Origin of the sequence: Arthrobacter pigmenti, from assembly GCF_011927905.1 — a bacterium.
In the GTDB taxonomy this organism is placed as follows: domain Bacteria; phylum Actinomycetota; class Actinomycetes; order Actinomycetales; family Micrococcaceae; genus Arthrobacter_D; species Arthrobacter_D pigmenti.
Genome location: NZ_JAATJL010000001.1, coordinates 2,744,844 through 2,760,697, shown reverse-complemented (window position 1 = coordinate 2,760,697; position 15,854 = coordinate 2,744,844). Strand labels below are relative to the sequence as shown.

The following is a 15,854-nucleotide window of genomic DNA, read 5'->3' as shown; positions in this document are numbered from 1 at the left end:
CATGGTGGATATAGTTGGTTGTAGAGATACTTTGGGAAGGACTGACATGTTCAACAGGAAATGGGTGCGAGCGGTGCTGCCGGCGTTCGTCGTGGTGCTGTGGTTCATCGGAGCGGGCTTCGGCGGTCCGACGTTCGGCAAACTCGATGAGGTCAGCAGCAATGACCAGGCTTCCTTCCTGCCCGCGAGCGCCGAGTCCACGGAAGCCGGGGAGTTACAGAAGGCCTTTACGGACTCGGAGGCGGTTCCCGCCGTCGTCGTGGTTGAGTCCGACACCCCGATCCCGCCGCAGGAACTAAGCCAGTATGAGGCGCTCGCCGATACTCTCGCGGAGGTCCCGGGGCTGGAGGCTGCTGCCGAGGGCAGGCCCGCCGTCGTCGGGCCTATTCCTTCCGGGGATGGCCTTGCCATTCAGTATGTGGCGTCAGTGTCCGACGACGCCGAGCTGGGCGAAGTGGTCAGCGAACTTCGCGCTGTGCTTCAGGCAGAACTACCCGACGGCGCCACGGGTTACGTGACGGGACCTGCCGGGTTCACCGCCGACCTCGTGAGCGCCTTCGGCGGCATCGACGGGATCCTGCTCGCTGTGGCATTGGGCGCTGTCTTCCTGATCCTGTTGGCCGTGTACCGGTCGCTGGTGCTGCCGTTCCTGGTCCTGTTCACCTCGGTCTTTGCGCTCGCGACGTCGATTCTGCTGGTCTATGCCTTCGCCGGTTGGGGGTGGATCCAGCTCAGCGGCCAGAGCCAGGGCATCCTCTCAATCCTGGTGATCGGAGCCGCAACGGACTACGCCCTGCTGCTGGTGGCGCGCTTCCGTGAGGCCCTCACCGAATACGGCTCCAAATGGGATGCCATGAAAGTGGCGTACCGCGGTTCGGTGGAGCCCATAGTTGCCTCCGGCGCCACGGTGATTCTCGCGCTGTTGTGCCTGCTGTTCTCGGACCTGAACTCGAACCGGAGCCTGGGGCCGATCGCAGCCATCGGCATCGTCTTCTCGTTGCTGGCGGCGCTCTCGTTGCTCCCGGCGTTGCTGCTGCTCTTCGGCCGGTCCGCATTCTGGCCGCTACGGCCCAAAACCGGCACTCACCCCGCTGAGGCATACGCGGAGAATGTAACCGGGCTGGAGGGCCTTCGCGGCATCTGGCTGCGGGTTGCGAGGCTGATCTCCCGTCGTGCACGGCCCGTCTGGATCGCGTCCTTCCTGGTCCTGGCGGCGGGATCGCTTGGCTTGCTGCAACTGCAGGCCAACGGCGTGCCCCAGTCCTCGCTCATCCTGGCTCCGTCCAACGCCGTGGACGGTCAGGAAGCGCTGGCCCGCCACTTCGACGCCGGTGCGGGTAGCCCGGTCACGATCGTTGCGCCGGAGGGGACACAGGACGCCGTCCTGGAGGTCCTCGAAGCGCAGGAGGGCATCACGGAGGCGAGTGTCACCGCGGACGCTGCCGGCGTCGTCGTCGTCCGTGATGGCAATGTGCTACTCCGGGCGACGCTCGATTACCAGGCCGACTCCGCCGAGGCCGAGAACGTGGTGCAGCAGCTCCGGACCAGCCTGGATGCGGTCAGCCCCGAGGCGCTGGTGGGCGGTGTGACGGCGGTGGCGCTCGATACGAACGTGACGGCGCAGGCGGACCTGGTGAAGATCATCCCGATTGTCCTCGCCGTCATCCTGGTCATTCTCATGCTGCTGCTTCGCTCGGTGCTCGCGCCGGTGCTGCTGATCGGGTCCGTCGTGCTGTCCTATGCAACGGCACTCGGTGTCTCGGCGCTCGTGTTCAACAACGTGCTTGGGTTCGACGGCGCCGATGCGTCGGTTCCGCTGTTCGGGTTCGTATTTCTGGTGGCCCTCGGTGTGGACTACAACATCTTCCTGATGACCCGGGTCCGGGAGGAATCGCTGCGGATCGGCACTCGGGCGGGCATCCTGCGCGGGCTCGGCGTGACCGGTGGGGTCATCACGTCCGCCGGGATAGTCCTCGCGGCGACCTTTGCGGCGCTCGGGGTCATCCCAATCCTTTTCCTGGCGCAGATCGCCTTCATTGTTGCGTTCGGGGTTCTGCTGGACACGGTCGTGGTGCGTTCGTTGCTGGTTCCGGCGTTGGCCTACGATGTCGGTCGCGCCATCTGGTGGCCCTCGCGCCTTTCAAAGCACCTGCGAAAGCACGACGCCGGTGCGGCCCACGGCGCGTCGGTACCTGCGGACACTTCCTCCCAGTGAGCGCCGCTCTTCGGTGGGAGGGAACAGTTCCTTCCCACTGAACCTGCCCGTCCACTGGGATTAACGGACGCTCCACGGGGAGAGGTATCCATCGACAGCCCCGCCGGCCCGCACCTAGTGTGAATGAGGCAGCGCATCCGGCGCCGCACGGAAGTGCCCGATGGGGGCCGTACAGGAGATCACGTGGGTACCGGCGACGGAATGTTGGGCGCAAACCTTGAGCAGCTCGAACGGTTGGCCGCCGTCATGGGTAGCTCGAGCGACAATATCCGAAACACCACACAGCACTGCTCGTCGATCCTTCAGGGCGTGCCCTGGCACGGGCCCGACGCCGCGCGTTTCCGGGAACGCTGGGCCACCTCGCTAGCGCCGCGGCTGGTGGGTATCGCCGAGGCGCTAGCGCTCGCAGGCAGGACGCTGGTTGAGCAGGCCGCCCAGCAGGCGGGAACAAGCGACGACGACGGCGGCGGCAGCGGATCCGGGTCGACAGGCGCCGGCGGGCTGACGCCGCAGGAAGCTGCCGCCCGGCAGGAGCTGGAATCCCGTCTTGCGGACATGACGCCCGAAGAGCGGGAGGAGTACCTCAAGTCTTCGGAGTTTCGGGAGTGGATGCAGGAGAACCCGGAAGCTGCAAAGGTAGCCCTTGATGCAGCGTTTGATAACGGGGACTTGGTGGCCGACTCGGACGCATACGAGAACTTCCTGATCAACTACTGGAACGACAACGCCATGCGCGAAGCGGGTATCGATCCGGCGGCTTGGCGTCCCGAACTCGGAACCGAAGCCAATGCGGAAACCATCACCGAGGTCTACGAGTACTACGGACGGCTCTTCCTTGAGAACCCGGACCTGCAGTGGGCGGGGATGGCAAACATGATCGGGCCCTCGTTCGCCGGAGGCTTCTATGACCTGGACCTGATGCGTGATATCGCACAGGCTGCAGCCGATATTCCTGATGACATCCCGATGCCCGACGACGTTCGCGAACGGCTGGACCAGTTGGCCGCACTCCCGGACTCCGAGCTTGGGTTCTACGAGACCGAACTGCTGTCCATGCAGAAGGAAATCTTCCTCGACCAGGCGATGATGCACCAGGCTTACACAGAGGGCGGAATGGAACAGATCGAGCGCCTGGTGGAAGCCGGTTCCATGACACCAACAATGGGGCAGGCCTGGGCGGACGTCGACTCGGGAGACCCTGCCCGTATTAGTCGCGGTAACGAAGCGCTTCTGAACCGCGAGCAGAACGAGATTATTGTCGACAACTATCAGGCCATGCAGGACCGTCAGGTTACCGGCGACGTGGTCACATGGGGTTTGAGTCTGGTGGGGGAGCCCTCGATCCCGGGTGCCAGGAGTTACTCGGAGATTTTTCCGGTCGACGGTTCAATTGAATCCCCTGGGCCGGAAACCATCTTCGGCCGCGACAATCCGGTGCAGGGTAGCGTTGCCTGGACTACCGGTCTTCCCGATGGAAACATCGCAAATCAGGAGGACCGCTGGGCGCTCATCCAGCAGGACACCCTGCCTGCCTATCAGGAACTGCTCCGAACCAATCCAGAGGAAGCTGCGCGGATCGTGGAATCGAACTTCAATGACAGGCTCCAGGCCAACCGGCCGATCAACAACATAGATGAGATCACCGCGCGGATACTCGCCGGATTCGACGTTGAGGTTAACCAGTGACGCCTTTGCGCTCGGTTCGGCGGCTTATGGTGCCGTTGCTCCTTGTATTCATCCTCGCCGCCTGCGGCGCATCCGACGCCTCCCCAGGAGAAGAAACGACAGTGAAACTGACAGCAGCAGGTTCATCGCCCATGGACGAGGCGGGTATTGAGGCGATTAAGGAGTCACGCACGGCTACCTTTGATCTCACCGACGGGGAGTTGACGCGGGCAGATGTAGGACTTACTGCGGATGACATCGCTCCGATGATCGCCATGGACGAGTCCGAGCCCATCGCTGTCACGATCAAGGGCGCCAATGGCGAAGCAACCATTGAAACGCCAACCCTGAAACTATTCACGGCTTCCGGTTGGGACACGATCGACTACCTGACGCTGTTCCGCGTTTTCGAAGATGACGAGGCGCTGGTTGCCGAAGTGGGGGAGTCTGTCGAGAAGTATGGCGTTGACCCTTCCAAGGTCGAGAGTTGGACCTCGAACGTGGGGGCCAATCCGGAAGACGCGCACGGTACCAACTTCCCGATCGGTTCCAAGCTAGGCCCGGGCGTTCAGATGGAACTGCATTGGGACGAGGGGGAGCCGCGCAAGGTTCTCGTCTACACGATCACACCGGCGGGATAAGGAAGGCCCCCGAAGGGACTGTCGATCAGAGCGGGTCGGTATGCTGAGCCAGGCCAGGGACGTCGGTCGGTCGGCGATCGAAGGGTGAGAATCCCATTCGCTGTGTAAACCTTCGCTCCCAGCGCACCCGCGCCACGCCGATGTACACGACGAACACGCTGCCACCGGTGAAGAACGCTCCAGCAAGAACTGTCATACCGGCGCTGGCGGGTGAAAAGGACAGAAGCGTGATTCCGATGATGCTCAGAAGCAGGAGGACGCAGCCGCAGAGGAGTATTGCACGCGGCGAGCGGAAGGGGAACGGCACACCGTCAACGTTCGATCGGCGTTGCACGGGGTCGTCCCGATGTGCCCACGGAAAGGGTTCCTTGAGCTCTGCCGGAACGTAGGGGTTCCACTGGCGCGGTGTGAAGTACCGGCTATGCATGGGGTACTCCTGGCGGCGCAGTCTCAGCGGGGTCCGACAGTTGCGTCAGGTGCTCCAACATGCTGAGCAGCTGTGCCGTGCTGGCGGCGGTATCCCGATCCTGATCCCCGGGTTCCCTTACGGTCGCCACATCCCAGACGCCGTTCTCACCGGCTCTCACGAACAGGTTCGCCTCATCGTCGAGCGTGTGCGAACGCAGGAAGACAACGCTGTCCGGGCTTTGGCTGATGGTGGTTTTGATCGACTCAAGGAGGAGCTCCGCGTCGGTTCGCGCTGGATTCCTCACCATTACGAACCAGCTGCTCAGAGCCCTCGGCTGAAATAGCGCGGACATCTCCGGCGCCTGAAGGTAGAGGGCGAAGTCCAGGGAGTCGCCGCGGAATATCCCGAACTGGGTCCACCGCTGGGCTGACGCAAGGGTGTAGCTGACGCCGTTGGCAAGGGCTGTCGGAAGAACCCGGTCGTCTTCTATTCGGACCAGCCCGCGAGCGAGGAGGGAAGAGGCACCAGCTGCAATCAGCCCGGGCGAAGAGGCCTCGACGCCTACAGGCATAACCTCACGGGTTTTGTCTGCGCTCTTTCCCTCCCCCAAAGACATGAGGTACGAAATTTCAGCGATGCCGAACCCGGTGACCGCGTCCTGACCTTGGTCCGTATCCGCTTCAACGGTTGGAACCCGCTCGGAGGAAGGTGTCATCGCAGTGGCCTTTCAGTCGTCCGGTTCTCAAGCTTCATACTAAGGATCTTTAGAAGGGCCATAGTGCTTCGCCGGCCGCTTCCAGCCCGTCGCCGATAGCCTCGACGCCGTCGCTCACAGCTTCTCCGACGTCTTCAACCCGGTCCCCGGTCCATTCCCACGCAGTGCTGATTCCCGACTCGATCGAATCCCAATTGTCATAAACCAGTTGGCCGAGCGCCATCCCGCCGGCAGCAACTCCAAGAACGAGGTTGGCCGGTGGCGGTGTGAAAAGTGCCGCGGTTCCCAGACCCGTAGTGATGGCGTTGTAAACGCCGCGATCGTAATTGCCCTGAGCGAAATCGTTGATGGTGGTGAGGCCGCCGAGGACAACCCCTGCGGGCCCAAGAAATTTGCCGGCCGTGCCTAGGGGGCCGGTGAGCCAGCCGACTCTTCCTGCTAAACCGGCATCGGGGATGACGTTGCTCAGTCGTTGCACTTCATCCGCCCATCCGGCGCCGCTGAGCAGCCCGTCCAGGCGGGTCAGGTTGCGTGCGCGGTCCGCGACCGTCAGTGCGTCCTGCAGTGTGTCGAAGCTGCCGGCGAGTTGTCCCATCGTCTGCAGCCGCGCGATGGCAACCGGCAGGGCGGCAAGCCCGAGAGCCCCGTTGGCTAGATTGATTCCGTTCCAGATGGCATTCAAAGATCCGAGCAGTGATTCGCCGGATGTATCGTCCGACTGGCCTTGTTCTGTCGGGTTTCCCGGCGCTCCAGAGGATCCCCCGGTGCCGCCCGTCGTCGTACCTGTATCGGGTCCGCTGGTGCGCTCCTGCTCGTCAGCGTTCCGGCGGAGGTCGCGAGCAGCGGTACTGAGCAAGGTCTGGGTGCTGAGCAGCCGTGTTCGGTGTCCGTTGTTCCAATCAGTCCGGAAACGGTCGGCGTCGTCGCCGCCCCAATAGCCGGGCTGATTCACGCGGGCCGTTACAACACCGGCAAGCGTGTGAATGCGCGCCTGGGCGTCCTCGAAATGCATTGCCAGATCGCGCAATTGCGCGACGTTCGCACCGATTATCTCGCCAGCCATGTCCCACCCTCCAGGTCTGCTTCTTGTAGATGAGCCTAGGGCCGAAGGTACGCCAGGCGCGATGGGGAGGGCTGCCCACCGGGACACGACGCGCGTTCCGAGTGTTTCGCTGCTGGCGCAACTGCCGCCGTCGTCGATTTGGGCTGGTGTTTCAGGGGGAGTAGGGCGAGGACCCGTCGTTCATTTCGAATACTTGAGCCAGCCCCGCTCAACTTTGGTTTGACACTCAACACCGGCTGAGTACAGTTGAGTGCAGAACGCTCAATCTGGGCGGAGCCAACCCACAACCGTTATCAACGGTTATGTCGAAAGGAACACGCATGTCACGTGCAGTAGGCATTGACCTCGGGACAACCAACTCCGTTGTCTCCGTACTTGAGGGTGGCGAGCCCACCGTCATCGCCAACGCGGAGGGTGCGCGCACCACTCCGTCCATCGTCGCTTTCTCCAAGGGCGGCGAGGTCCTGGTCGGCGAGATCGCCAAGCGCCAGGCCGTCAACAACATCGACCGCACAATCGCCTCCGTCAAGCGCCATATGGGCACTGACTGGGACATCAAGGTTGATGACAAGACCTACACGCCGCAGGAAATCTCCGCGCGCATTCTTCAGAAGCTGAAGACCGACGCCGAGAGCTACCTGGGCGAGAAGGTCACCGACGCCGTCATCACCGTGCCCGCGTACTTCAACGACGCCGAGCGCCAGGCCACCAAGGAGGCCGGCGAGATCTCCGGCCTGAACGTCCTGCGCATCGTCAATGAGCCCACCGCCGCAGCGCTCGCCTACGGCCTGGACAAAGGCAAGGAAGACGAGCTCATTCTCGTGTTCGACCTCGGTGGCGGCACCTTCGACGTCTCGCTCCTCGAGGTCGGTAAGGATGAGGATGACTTCTCCACCATCCAGGTCCGCGCCACGGCCGGCGACAACCGCCTCGGCGGCGATGACTGGGATCAGCGCGTAGTCGACTTCCTGCTCTCGCAGGCAAAGGCCAAGGGCGTTGATCTGTCCAAGGACAAGATCGCGCTGCAGCGCCTCAAGGAAGCTGCAGAGCAGGCAAAGAAGGAACTGTCCTCGGCAAGCTCGACCAACATCTCGCTTCAGTACCTCTCCGTCACCCCTGAAGGTCCGGTGCACCTGGATGAGCACCTGAGCCGTGCCAAGTTCCAGGACCTCACCAAGGACCTGCTGGACCGCACCAAGAAGCCGTTCAACGACGTCATCAAGGAAGCCGGAATCAAGGTTTCGGATATCGATCACATCGTCCTCGTCGGTGGTTCAACCCGTATGCCCGCTGTGTCGGAGCTCGTGAAGGAACTGGCCGGCGGCAAGGAGCCCAATAAGGGTGTCAACCCTGATGAGGTCGTCGCTGTTGGCGCTGCACTCCAGGCAGGAGTGCTGAAGGGCGAGCGCAAGGACGTTCTCCTGATCGACGTCACCCCGCTGTCCCTCGGCATCGAGACCAAGGGTGGCGTCATGACGCACCTGATTGAGCGCAACACGGCAATCCCCACCAAGCGGAGTGAAACCTTCACCACGGCGGATGACAACCAGCCGTCCGTTGCCATTCAGGTTTTCCAGGGCGAGCGCGAGTTCACCCGCGACAACAAGCCGCTGGGCACGTTCGAGCTCACCGGTATCGCGCCTGCTCCGCGTGGTGTCCCGCAAGTCGAGGTCACCTTTGACATCGATGCCAACGGCATTGTCCACGTGTCCGCCAAGGACAAGGGCACCGGCACCGAGCAGTCCATGACCATCACGGGCGGTTCGTCGCTCTCCAAGGAAGACATCGACCGCATGGTGCGTGACGCCGAGGAGCACGCTGCCGAAGACAAGCAGCGCCGCGAGGCCGCTGACACCCGCAATGGTGCCGAGCAGCTCGCGTACTCGACGGACAAGCTGATCGCCGACAACTCGGACAAGCTGCCTGAAGAGGTCAAGACCGAAGTACAGGCCGACGTCGACGCCCTCAAGAAGGCTCTCGAGTCCCAGGACAACGACGATGAGGTGAAGGCCGCCTTCGAGAAGCTCCAGGCGTCCCAGACCAAGCTCGGCGAAGCCATCTACGCGCAGGCCCAGCAGGAAGGTGCAACCGGCCCCGGTGCTGCACCCTCCGGCGCAACTGATGAGCCCAGCGCTGACGGCGCTAAGGCTGACGACGAAGACATCGTCGACGCCGAGGTCGTTGACGAAGACGAGAAGAAGTAGCCATGCCGCACCACGGAAACGAAGAAGAGCACCAGGAACCGGTCAGTTTCCGCGACAACCGGAAGATCGACCCGGAAACGGGCAAGGTCCGTGGGCGGAACGACGGCACTGATGAGGGAGCCGGGACGGGCGCTCCTGATTCGGCACCCGCAGAGGGTGCCGGTCAGGATCCCGAGGCCGGGGCCGAGGGTCAGACACCCGGTTCGGAATCAGCTGACGACGGCGACGCCCTCGCCCAGGCGGAGGCAATCCTCAACGAGGCCGGTGCCGAGGCCCCTGCGACCGACGTCGAAGCCGAACTCCGCAACGACCTCCTCCGTCTGCAGGCCGAGTACGTGAACTATCGCAAGCGGGTTGAGCGGGACCGCGACGTCGCACGGGACATGGCAGTCATCGGAGTCCTGAACTCCCTGATGCCCGTCCTGGACGACATCGACGCCGCCCGGCAGCACGGCGACCTGGCCGAAGGTCCCTTCGCGGCGATCTCCACGAAGCTGGAGAACGCCCTGAAGACGTATGGCCTGACCCGCATCGATGAGACCGGTGTGGAGTTCGACCCGAACATCCACGAGGCCCTCATCCAGCAGCCCAGCGTGGACGTGCAGTTCGACAGTGTCAGCCAGATCCTCCGTGCGGGCTACAAAAAAGAGGACCGCGTCCTGCGAGCAGCTCAGGTGATTGTTGCTGTTCCTGAGTAGCTGAGCTCGCCGTCCCCTCCGAACGGGGGCAACGAAATCCACTTCGGGCCTGGCGGCCCTCGGGATTTACAGCCCCCTTCCTCGGAGGGGACGGCGGCGATGCTTCCACGAACAGGACAACTTAAGATTTAGTAAAAGGAGACGCCGAATGGCTAGTCAGGATTGGGTCGATAAAGACTTCTACAAGATCCTTGGTGTGCCCAAGGACGCCTCCGATGCTGACATCAAGAAGGCCTACCGGAAGCTCGCGCGCAAGCATCACCCGGACCAGAACCAGAGCACGGGCGGTTCGGACAAGATGTTCAAGGACATTTCCGAGGCGTACTCAGTGTTGTCGGACCCTGAGGAACGCCAGCAGTACGACGCCATTCGCGCCATGGGCGGCGGCGCCAGGTTCACTGCGGGTGGACCGGGCGGTCCCGCTGGTGGTGCCGGGTTCGAGGACATCTTCGGCAACCTGTTCGGTCAATCGGCCGGGAGGTCCCGCGGTGGCGGCTTCGGCGGTGGCGGACAGAACATTCCACCTGAGTTCGCCGACCTGTTCGGCGGAGGCGGCGGCTATCCCTCCGGCGGTGGATTCCCTGGATACCAGGCACCACCACGGAAGGGCGCCGACCGCACCGCGTCAACGAGTATCTCCTTCGCTGGATCCATTCGCGGCACCACTATCGGCCTGCGGGAACCCTCAGGTGAGGTCATCGACGTCCGTATCCCAGCGGGTATTCGCGACGGGCAGAAGGTCCGGGTTCGCGGAAAAGGTCAGCCCGGTGCGGCTGGCAACGGTGACCTGATGGTTGCAGTCAGCGTGAAACCGCACCCGTTCTTCCAGCGCGACGGCGACAACATCCGGGTCCACGTCCCGGTGACCTTCCCGGAGGCAACGCTTGGAGCGCAGATCGAAGTCCCGACCCTCAACGGGGAAGCCGTGAAGGTGAAGGTTCCGGCCGGTACTCCGTCCGGCCGCACCCTGCGGGTAAAGGGGCGTGGCGTGCAGACCTCGAAGGCGACCGGGGACCTACTGGTGACCATCGACGTCGTCGTTCCCCAGAACCTGAACAAGGAAGCCTCCGCGGCGGTTGAGGCTTTCGCTGCCGCTACGGGTGACGCTGATCCGCGCCGCAGCCTCGCCGAGAAGGCCCGGCTCTAGGCCATGCGTCGATGTGGATGTAGTAAGTGAAGGAGATCGCGATGGCCGTTGACATCAACATGCCTATCTATGTCATCTCCGTTGCGGCTGAGTTGGCGGACATGCACCCGCAGACCCTGCGCCAGTATGATCGCCTCGGCCTAGTGAAGCCGAGCAGGGCCCCGGGCCGTGCCCGCCGCTACTCCCAACGCGATGTCAACGTCCTCCGCGAAGTTCAGCGCCTCTCGCAGGAGGGTGTCTCACTCGAGGGCATCAAGCGGATCCTGGAACTCGAGAACCAGGTGGCAGCGCTGCAGTACCGCGTCCAGGAACTCACAGACGAGCTCGCGCAGCGGCGTAGCTCGGAGACAAGCCGCGTATTCGCGGCAGGACTGGCGGGTGATGTCGTGACCCTCGCCCGCGGTCAGCGTCCGCGACCGCGCAGCCAGGCGCTGATGGTCTGGCGCGGTGCCTCCCAGTAACGCGGTACCTCCCAGTAACTTCGCGGGAAACTCGCGTGGCGCGTTGGCGCGATCCACGGCACACTGGATACATGCCTGAAACAGATTTCGCCGACGCCGCTGAAAACCTCTTCGAAGGAATCCTCCAGCTTCTCCTGCTCGGCGGAGCTGTTCTCGGTATCCTTGCAATCGCCGCAGCTACCGGCACCTGGCTCCTCGTCAGGCGCGTCCGCCGCTCGGGAATCCTCCGCCGCCGCATGCAGAGCACCTCCAGCCGTGTGCGCTCCTTCTCCGTGGACGCCTCGTCGCGTGAACTCGCGAGGATGCGCCTGCAGCTGGAACGCTCAACGGATGCTACCCGCCGCTCGGTTCACGCAGCCCTCGCGCAGGGTTGCCCGGCAGGCGAGCTCGCGGCCACTGCCGAGGATCTAACCCGCGCGGAATCCGTGCTCGGAGAGAGGATTGCCCTCGCTGAGCGGGAGCCGAACAAGGTCCTCCGCGAAGAGCTTGCCCGCAGCATCGATGAGCAGGTTCAGTCCCTCTGCAACCTCTCCGCTGACCTCCGCCGGACCCTGCTCGAAGTGCACAACGCCTCCGGCACCGCCCATCTCAGCCGTGCGACGTCGCGCCTCACCATGGAGATCGGCGCCCTTCGCACGTGGAGCACAGCCTACGGTTCCGGCACCCGGCGGGCGTAAAACCAGTGTCCGTCCGACGCCGTATCACCCGGATCATCGCCGCCCGCCGCAACGCGCCTGAGCCGGTTGACCCGATCGCCGCGCTCGACAGTTCCCAGCGCCAGCAGGAGGAACAGCTCGACCGCGCCCGTCGGAGCGTTGCAGACCTCGCCGCCGTCCGCCACCGAGTGGACACCCTCGCGCGCCAGGCCGCTGCGGAACTAAACGAAACGAACCGGCAGGCGGAGCAGGCGGTACAAAATAACGACGACGACGCCGCGCGGCACGCGCTCAAACGCGGCATCGAAGTGCGCAAGAGGCTCGATTCACTCACCCACCAGCGCGACGACGTCGACCGCCAGGTGCGCTCGCTGGAAGCCGACCTGTACCGGCTCGAAACCGCACTGCAGGAGAACACGGTCCGCTACCAGTCATTGAAGGCGCAGCACGGTGCAACGCAGGCCGCGCAGACCATGCATGGTGCGGTATCGGCATCGGCTGGAAGCAGCATCGAAGCCGCCCGGGCAGCCCGGGAAGCAGAGGAGGAAGCCCGCCGTCTTCGCCATCGCCAGGCGGCGCAGGAGGAACTCGAGTGGTCGGACCCCAATTCCGCGAAACTCGACCGCGCATTCGAGGAGCTCGAGTCCCGGGCGGAAGCGGAGCGGGAGCTGCGCGAGCTGAAGGATCGGGCTAGAGACTCTCGTCCCGGGCAGCGTTGAGCGTGGCCAGCAGGGCGTCGTCGACGTCGTTCTCGCTCTTGAGCCGCACCCGGTAGCGGAACGGGTCATCGGCGCGCGGCGTGAGGGCCTCGAGTCGTGGTTCGGAGGCAATGGCGGTCCGGAAGAACAGGTCAACCGTTGTCTTGTTGGTTGGGGTGAGCTGCGCGAACTTGCGCCGGGGCGTCTGCAGCGATGCGTAGGTCTTGCGCAGCTGGATCTCGACGTTCTCAGCCGCCACCGCCCAGGCAAGCACCCTGTCCGCGGTGGGCCGCAGCGCAGGCCGGTCCGCGTACTGCCCGGCCAGCAGCTCCTCGGCTGAGCGCAGGAATGTCTCCGGGTAGCCGAGAAGCTCCCACTCCACCGCAATCGCGCTGTAGCCGGTGATGTCCTGTGAGGCCAGCCAGGCGAGGAGCGCTTCCCGGGAGTCGACGCCGGCAACGCGTGCACGCTCAACCCAGGTGCCGACGTCGTGGCCGGTGGTGCGCAGCAGCAGGGCCTTGTTTGACTCGACCATGGACTGCCAGCTCTTCATTTCCGCCATGTTTCCCAGCCTAAGCGCTACCGGAAACGGCGGCCCTGGTCGCGCCGGTTTGCCCACAGCGCCAGCACGCCGAGCAGCAGGGTCCATGCGGTGATGCAGAGGATCGTCGTCGCATGCAGCCCGTCACCGCTGAGCGTAAACACGGCAAGGTCACGTGCCGCCCGCGAGGGCAGGAACAGGGACAGCGTGTTCAACCAGTCGGGGAACAGGAACGGTGGGAGCATCATTCCACCTGCAAATGCCAGGGGGAAGAACACCACCTGCGTCACAGCGATAGCCACCTTCGACGTGCACATGTACCCAATAAACAGGCCGAGCATCAGGAACGGAAGCCCGCACAGCAGCCACACAACCACCGACACCGGAACCTGCCACCAGGGCAGGTCGCCGCTCGTGAAGGCCTCGGGGGCGGCAGTCAACAGCCAGCCGAGGATCAGTACGGGAATCAGCGACAGCAGCGCGAACAGCATCGCCGTCATTGCCCGTGCAAGTGTGCCCGGCAGAGGCCCCACAGGCAGCGTTCGCACATAGGAGCTCCACGGGTTCTGCCGTTCCTCGGCCACACCGATCCCGTAGTTGAACAGGAACGAGCTCATCACCCCGAACAGGGCAAGTTGGGCGACCGCCTGGAGAGACGCTGCTGGGTCCTCCACGACGCCCTGTTGAGGGACCACGAAGAACAACAGTGCGAGCGCGGGGAAAATGACCGAGGAGATCACCGCCACCGGGATCCGGAGCTGCTCAAGGATCTGCGCCGTCGCATGGGTCTTGATCAGCGATAGTCGGGTGGGTGCTGCTGCGGTGGTCATGATCGCTCCTTGGCGGTGAGTGCGAGGAAGGCCTCTTCGAGGCTCGCGCCCCGGACTTCGAGTTGGCTGAACGGCATTGCGCGTTGGACGAGCTCACGGACGGTTGCGTCGGCGTCGTGCGTGACGATGGTGACGCGGCCGCCGTCGTCGGCTGTGCAATCGGTCGAGTGGGGGAGAGCCGCGAACGACGACGGCGGCAGGTCCGTCCGGAACGACACCTTGCTCACTGCCACCCGGCTGCGGATCTCATCCACTGTGCCGTCGGCTATGACACTGCCGTGATCCATGACGACCACCCGGCCCGACAGCGCCTGGATTTCCTCCAGGTAGTGGCTGGTGATGAGGAGCGTTCCGCCGGTGCGCCGGTATTCCTTCAGGCTGCGCCAGAGGGTTTCCCGGGCGTCAACGTCAAGGCCGGTGGTCGGTTCGTCGAGGATGACGAGCTCCGGCCTGCCGACCATGGCCAACGCGACAAGGAGCCGGCGCTGCTGTCCGCCGGATAGACCGCCGCACTGCTGGCGGGCAGTCGATTCGAGACCGAAGTCCGCCAGTAACTCGTCGGTGGGGATGGGGTCCGCATAATGCGCGGCTACGAAGTTGACCGCTTCGCTCACCCGCAGCGTCTGCGGAACTGCTGTGGCCTGCGGCGTGATGCCGAGTTTGTGCCGGGACTGGGGTGCGGAAGGTGTCCCGCCGAACAGTGTGACGCTGCCGGAATCGGGCCGGCGCAGGCCGCAGAAGAGGCTGATCAGCGTCGACTTGCCGGCGCCGTTCGGGCCGAGGAGTCCCACTGATTCACCCGGGCGGATGTCGAGGGAGACCGAGTCGAGCGCGGTGACGCCGCCGAAAGCCTTGGAGACGGAGTCTGCGGAGGCGAGCGCCGTCGTCGTACTGGTGGTGGTGCCGGTCAGGGAAGGTGAGGTCATGATTTCTCCGTGAGTTGGGCTGAGAGGAGTTCGTGGAGCGCTGCGCGGTAGGCGGCGTAGGCCGCTGTGCCGGCGGGGGTGATGGCAACATAGGTGGCCGGTGTGCGGCCCTCGATGGTCTTGGAGACGGTCACATAACCGGCGTCCTCCAGTTTTCGGAGGTGGGTGGAGAGATTGCCGGCAGTCATCTCCAGGAGCTTCTGCAGTTTGGTGAAGGCGATCCGGTTGCGCTCGCCGACCTCGTTCAAGGTGGTGATGGCGCGAAGGCGGGATTCGGCGTGGATGACGGGGTCGAGGTCAGGCATGGCTGCTGCTCCGACGCTGCCGAAGGGTCACGATGGCGGCGCCCACGAGGAAGCCGCCTGAGCCGAAGACGAAGAAGACCGTCAGGAAGCGCTCGGGGCCGGTGATGATCGCGATGAAGTCGATGATCAGGAACCAGGCGCCCATGAAGATCTGGGTGCGGTCGTTGAACATGGCGCCGCCGGTGATGTACATCAGGCCGACCACCAGGACCGCAATGCTGTTGATCAGCATTCCCCGGACCCAGAAATCGTCCACGGCGACGCCGATAGTGCCACTGAGCACCGCCACTACAGCGAAGCCGAGCATCCATGCGATGCCGTAGACGGTACCGATGAAAGTCGAGTGCCCGCGGACGCCGCTGCTGTGCTTGGCCACCAGCAGGATAGTCGCAATGACGCCGACGGCCATGACAGCCGCGGCGAAGCTGAGCGCGACAACATACTCCAGCGGCAGCCAGTCGAAGCGGGAACCGTGCAAGGCGCCGAATCCGAGCAGCCACACGACTCCCCAGACCAGGTAGATCAGGGCGTCGTTTCCGTGCAGTTGTTTGCGAGCCTTGGTTTCCGCGTCGGAGACCAAGGCGAGCGCCCGCTGGAGGTCGAGGGGCTGCTCGCTGTCGGTGTCTACGTTCCTTGGCTGGTTCATACAAACTAGTTTTCAGTACAAAGTGGTTTGTGGC

The 15,854-nt window shown here is 64.0% G+C and carries 17 protein-coding genes; 9 read left to right on the top strand and 8 right to left on the bottom strand.

What is annotated here, in order from left to right:
- Nucleotides 1-46 precede the first annotated feature (46 nt).
- The 3 genes from BJ994_RS12870 to BJ994_RS12860 all read left to right on the top strand — a co-directional run bounded on the left by BJ994_RS12870 (nt 47) and on the right by BJ994_RS12860 (nt 4,521).
- Nucleotides 47-2,215 carry an MMPL family transporter gene (locus BJ994_RS12870; RefSeq protein WP_167994670.1) on the top strand — a complete coding sequence of 723 codons (2,169 nt, stop codon included), beginning with the start codon at nt 47-49 and terminating at the stop codon, nt 2,213-2,215.
- A 183-nt stretch (nt 2,216-2,398) separates the two neighbouring features.
- Nucleotides 2,399-3,901, top strand: coding sequence for a DUF2515 family protein (locus BJ994_RS12865; RefSeq protein WP_167994668.1), 1,503 nt, complete (start codon nt 2,399-2,401; stop codon nt 3,899-3,901).
- A gap of 101 nt (nt 3,902-4,002) precedes the next feature.
- The gene (locus BJ994_RS12860) at nt 4,003-4,521 is read left to right on the top strand and encodes a hypothetical protein (RefSeq protein WP_167994666.1); all 519 of its coding nucleotides are present in this window, start codon (nt 4,003-4,005) and stop codon (nt 4,519-4,521) included.
- A 25-nt stretch (nt 4,522-4,546) separates the two neighbouring features.
- Here the strand turns inward: BJ994_RS12860 and BJ994_RS12855 are convergent, their stop codons facing one another.
- Genes BJ994_RS12855 through BJ994_RS12845 form a run of 3 tightly spaced genes read right to left on the bottom strand, consistent with a single transcriptional unit; the run spans nt 4,547 to nt 6,708 of the window.
- Nucleotides 4,547-4,948: a hypothetical protein gene (locus BJ994_RS12855; protein WP_167994664.1), complete on the bottom strand. Its 402-nt coding sequence runs from the start codon at nt 4,946-4,948 to the stop codon at nt 4,547-4,549.
- Nucleotides 4,941-5,645, bottom strand: coding sequence for a hypothetical protein (locus BJ994_RS12850; RefSeq protein ID WP_167994661.1), 705 nt, complete (start codon nt 5,643-5,645; stop codon nt 4,941-4,943). The genes BJ994_RS12855 and BJ994_RS12850 overlap by 8 nt, the downstream gene beginning before the upstream one ends.
- 49 nt (nt 5,646-5,694) lie before the next feature.
- Complete coding sequence (locus BJ994_RS12845; protein WP_167994660.1) at nt 5,695-6,708, bottom strand: WXG100 family type VII secretion target; 1,014 nt, start codon at nt 6,706-6,708, stop codon at nt 5,695-5,697.
- Between the two features lie 320 nt (nt 6,709-7,028).
- Between BJ994_RS12845 and dnaK the strand changes: the two genes are divergently transcribed.
- The 6 genes from dnaK (at nt 7,029) to BJ994_RS12815 (ending at nt 12,593) form a co-directional block, all read left to right on the top strand.
- Nucleotides 7,029-8,912, top strand: a complete 1,884-nt coding sequence (gene dnaK, locus BJ994_RS12840) for a molecular chaperone DnaK (RefSeq protein ID WP_167994659.1) — start codon at nt 7,029-7,031, stop codon at nt 8,910-8,912.
- 2 nt (nt 8,913-8,914) lie between these two features.
- Nucleotides 8,915-9,610, top strand: a complete 696-nt coding sequence (locus tag BJ994_RS12835; RefSeq protein WP_167994658.1) for a nucleotide exchange factor GrpE — start codon at nt 8,915-8,917, stop codon at nt 9,608-9,610.
- A gap of 148 nt (nt 9,611-9,758) precedes the next feature.
- Nucleotides 9,759-10,757 carry a DnaJ C-terminal domain-containing protein gene (locus tag BJ994_RS12830; RefSeq protein WP_167994657.1) on the top strand — a complete coding sequence of 333 codons (999 nt, stop codon included), beginning with the start codon at nt 9,759-9,761 and terminating at the stop codon, nt 10,755-10,757.
- 41 nt (nt 10,758-10,798) lie between these two features.
- The gene (locus tag BJ994_RS12825; RefSeq protein WP_167994656.1) at nt 10,799-11,218 is read left to right on the top strand and encodes a heat shock protein transcriptional repressor HspR; all 420 of its coding nucleotides are present in this window, start codon (nt 10,799-10,801) and stop codon (nt 11,216-11,218) included.
- 71 nt (nt 11,219-11,289) lie between these two features.
- Nucleotides 11,290-11,895, top strand: a complete 606-nt coding sequence (locus BJ994_RS12820) for a hypothetical protein (RefSeq protein WP_167994655.1) — start codon at nt 11,290-11,292, stop codon at nt 11,893-11,895.
- 5 nt (nt 11,896-11,900) lie between these two features.
- On the top strand, nt 11,901-12,593 hold the full coding sequence (locus tag BJ994_RS12815; RefSeq protein WP_167994654.1) for a PspA/IM30 family protein: 693 nt from the start codon (nt 11,901-11,903) through the stop codon (nt 12,591-12,593).
- Here BJ994_RS12815 and BJ994_RS12810 read toward each other — a convergent pair.
- From BJ994_RS12810 to BJ994_RS12790, 5 genes are read right to left on the bottom strand one after another with little or no spacing between them, the layout of a single operon-like run.
- Entirely contained in the window at nt 12,565-13,134 is a 570-nt protein-coding gene (locus BJ994_RS12810) for a hypothetical protein (protein WP_245192291.1), read from the bottom strand. The two genes, BJ994_RS12815 and BJ994_RS12810, sit on opposite strands and share 29 nt — an antisense overlap.
- 17 nt (nt 13,135-13,151) lie before the next feature.
- Nucleotides 13,152-13,943 carry an ABC transporter permease gene (locus tag BJ994_RS12805; protein ID WP_167994653.1) on the bottom strand — a complete coding sequence of 264 codons (792 nt, stop codon included), beginning with the start codon at nt 13,941-13,943 and terminating at the stop codon, nt 13,152-13,154.
- Nucleotides 13,940-14,869 (bottom strand): ABC transporter ATP-binding protein, encoded by a 930-nt coding sequence (locus BJ994_RS12800; RefSeq protein WP_167994652.1) that lies wholly within the window; start codon nt 14,867-14,869, stop codon nt 13,940-13,942. The genes BJ994_RS12805 and BJ994_RS12800 overlap by 4 nt, the downstream gene beginning before the upstream one ends.
- The gene (locus BJ994_RS12795; RefSeq protein ID WP_167994651.1) at nt 14,866-15,174 is read right to left on the bottom strand and encodes a transcriptional regulator; all 309 of its coding nucleotides are present in this window, start codon (nt 15,172-15,174) and stop codon (nt 14,866-14,868) included. The genes BJ994_RS12800 and BJ994_RS12795 overlap by 4 nt, the downstream gene beginning before the upstream one ends.
- Nucleotides 15,167-15,820: a hypothetical protein gene (locus BJ994_RS12790; RefSeq protein WP_167994650.1), complete on the bottom strand. Its 654-nt coding sequence runs from the start codon at nt 15,818-15,820 to the stop codon at nt 15,167-15,169. Before BJ994_RS12790 ends, BJ994_RS12795 begins: the two co-directional genes overlap by 8 nt.
- Nucleotides 15,821-15,854 lie beyond the last annotated feature (34 nt).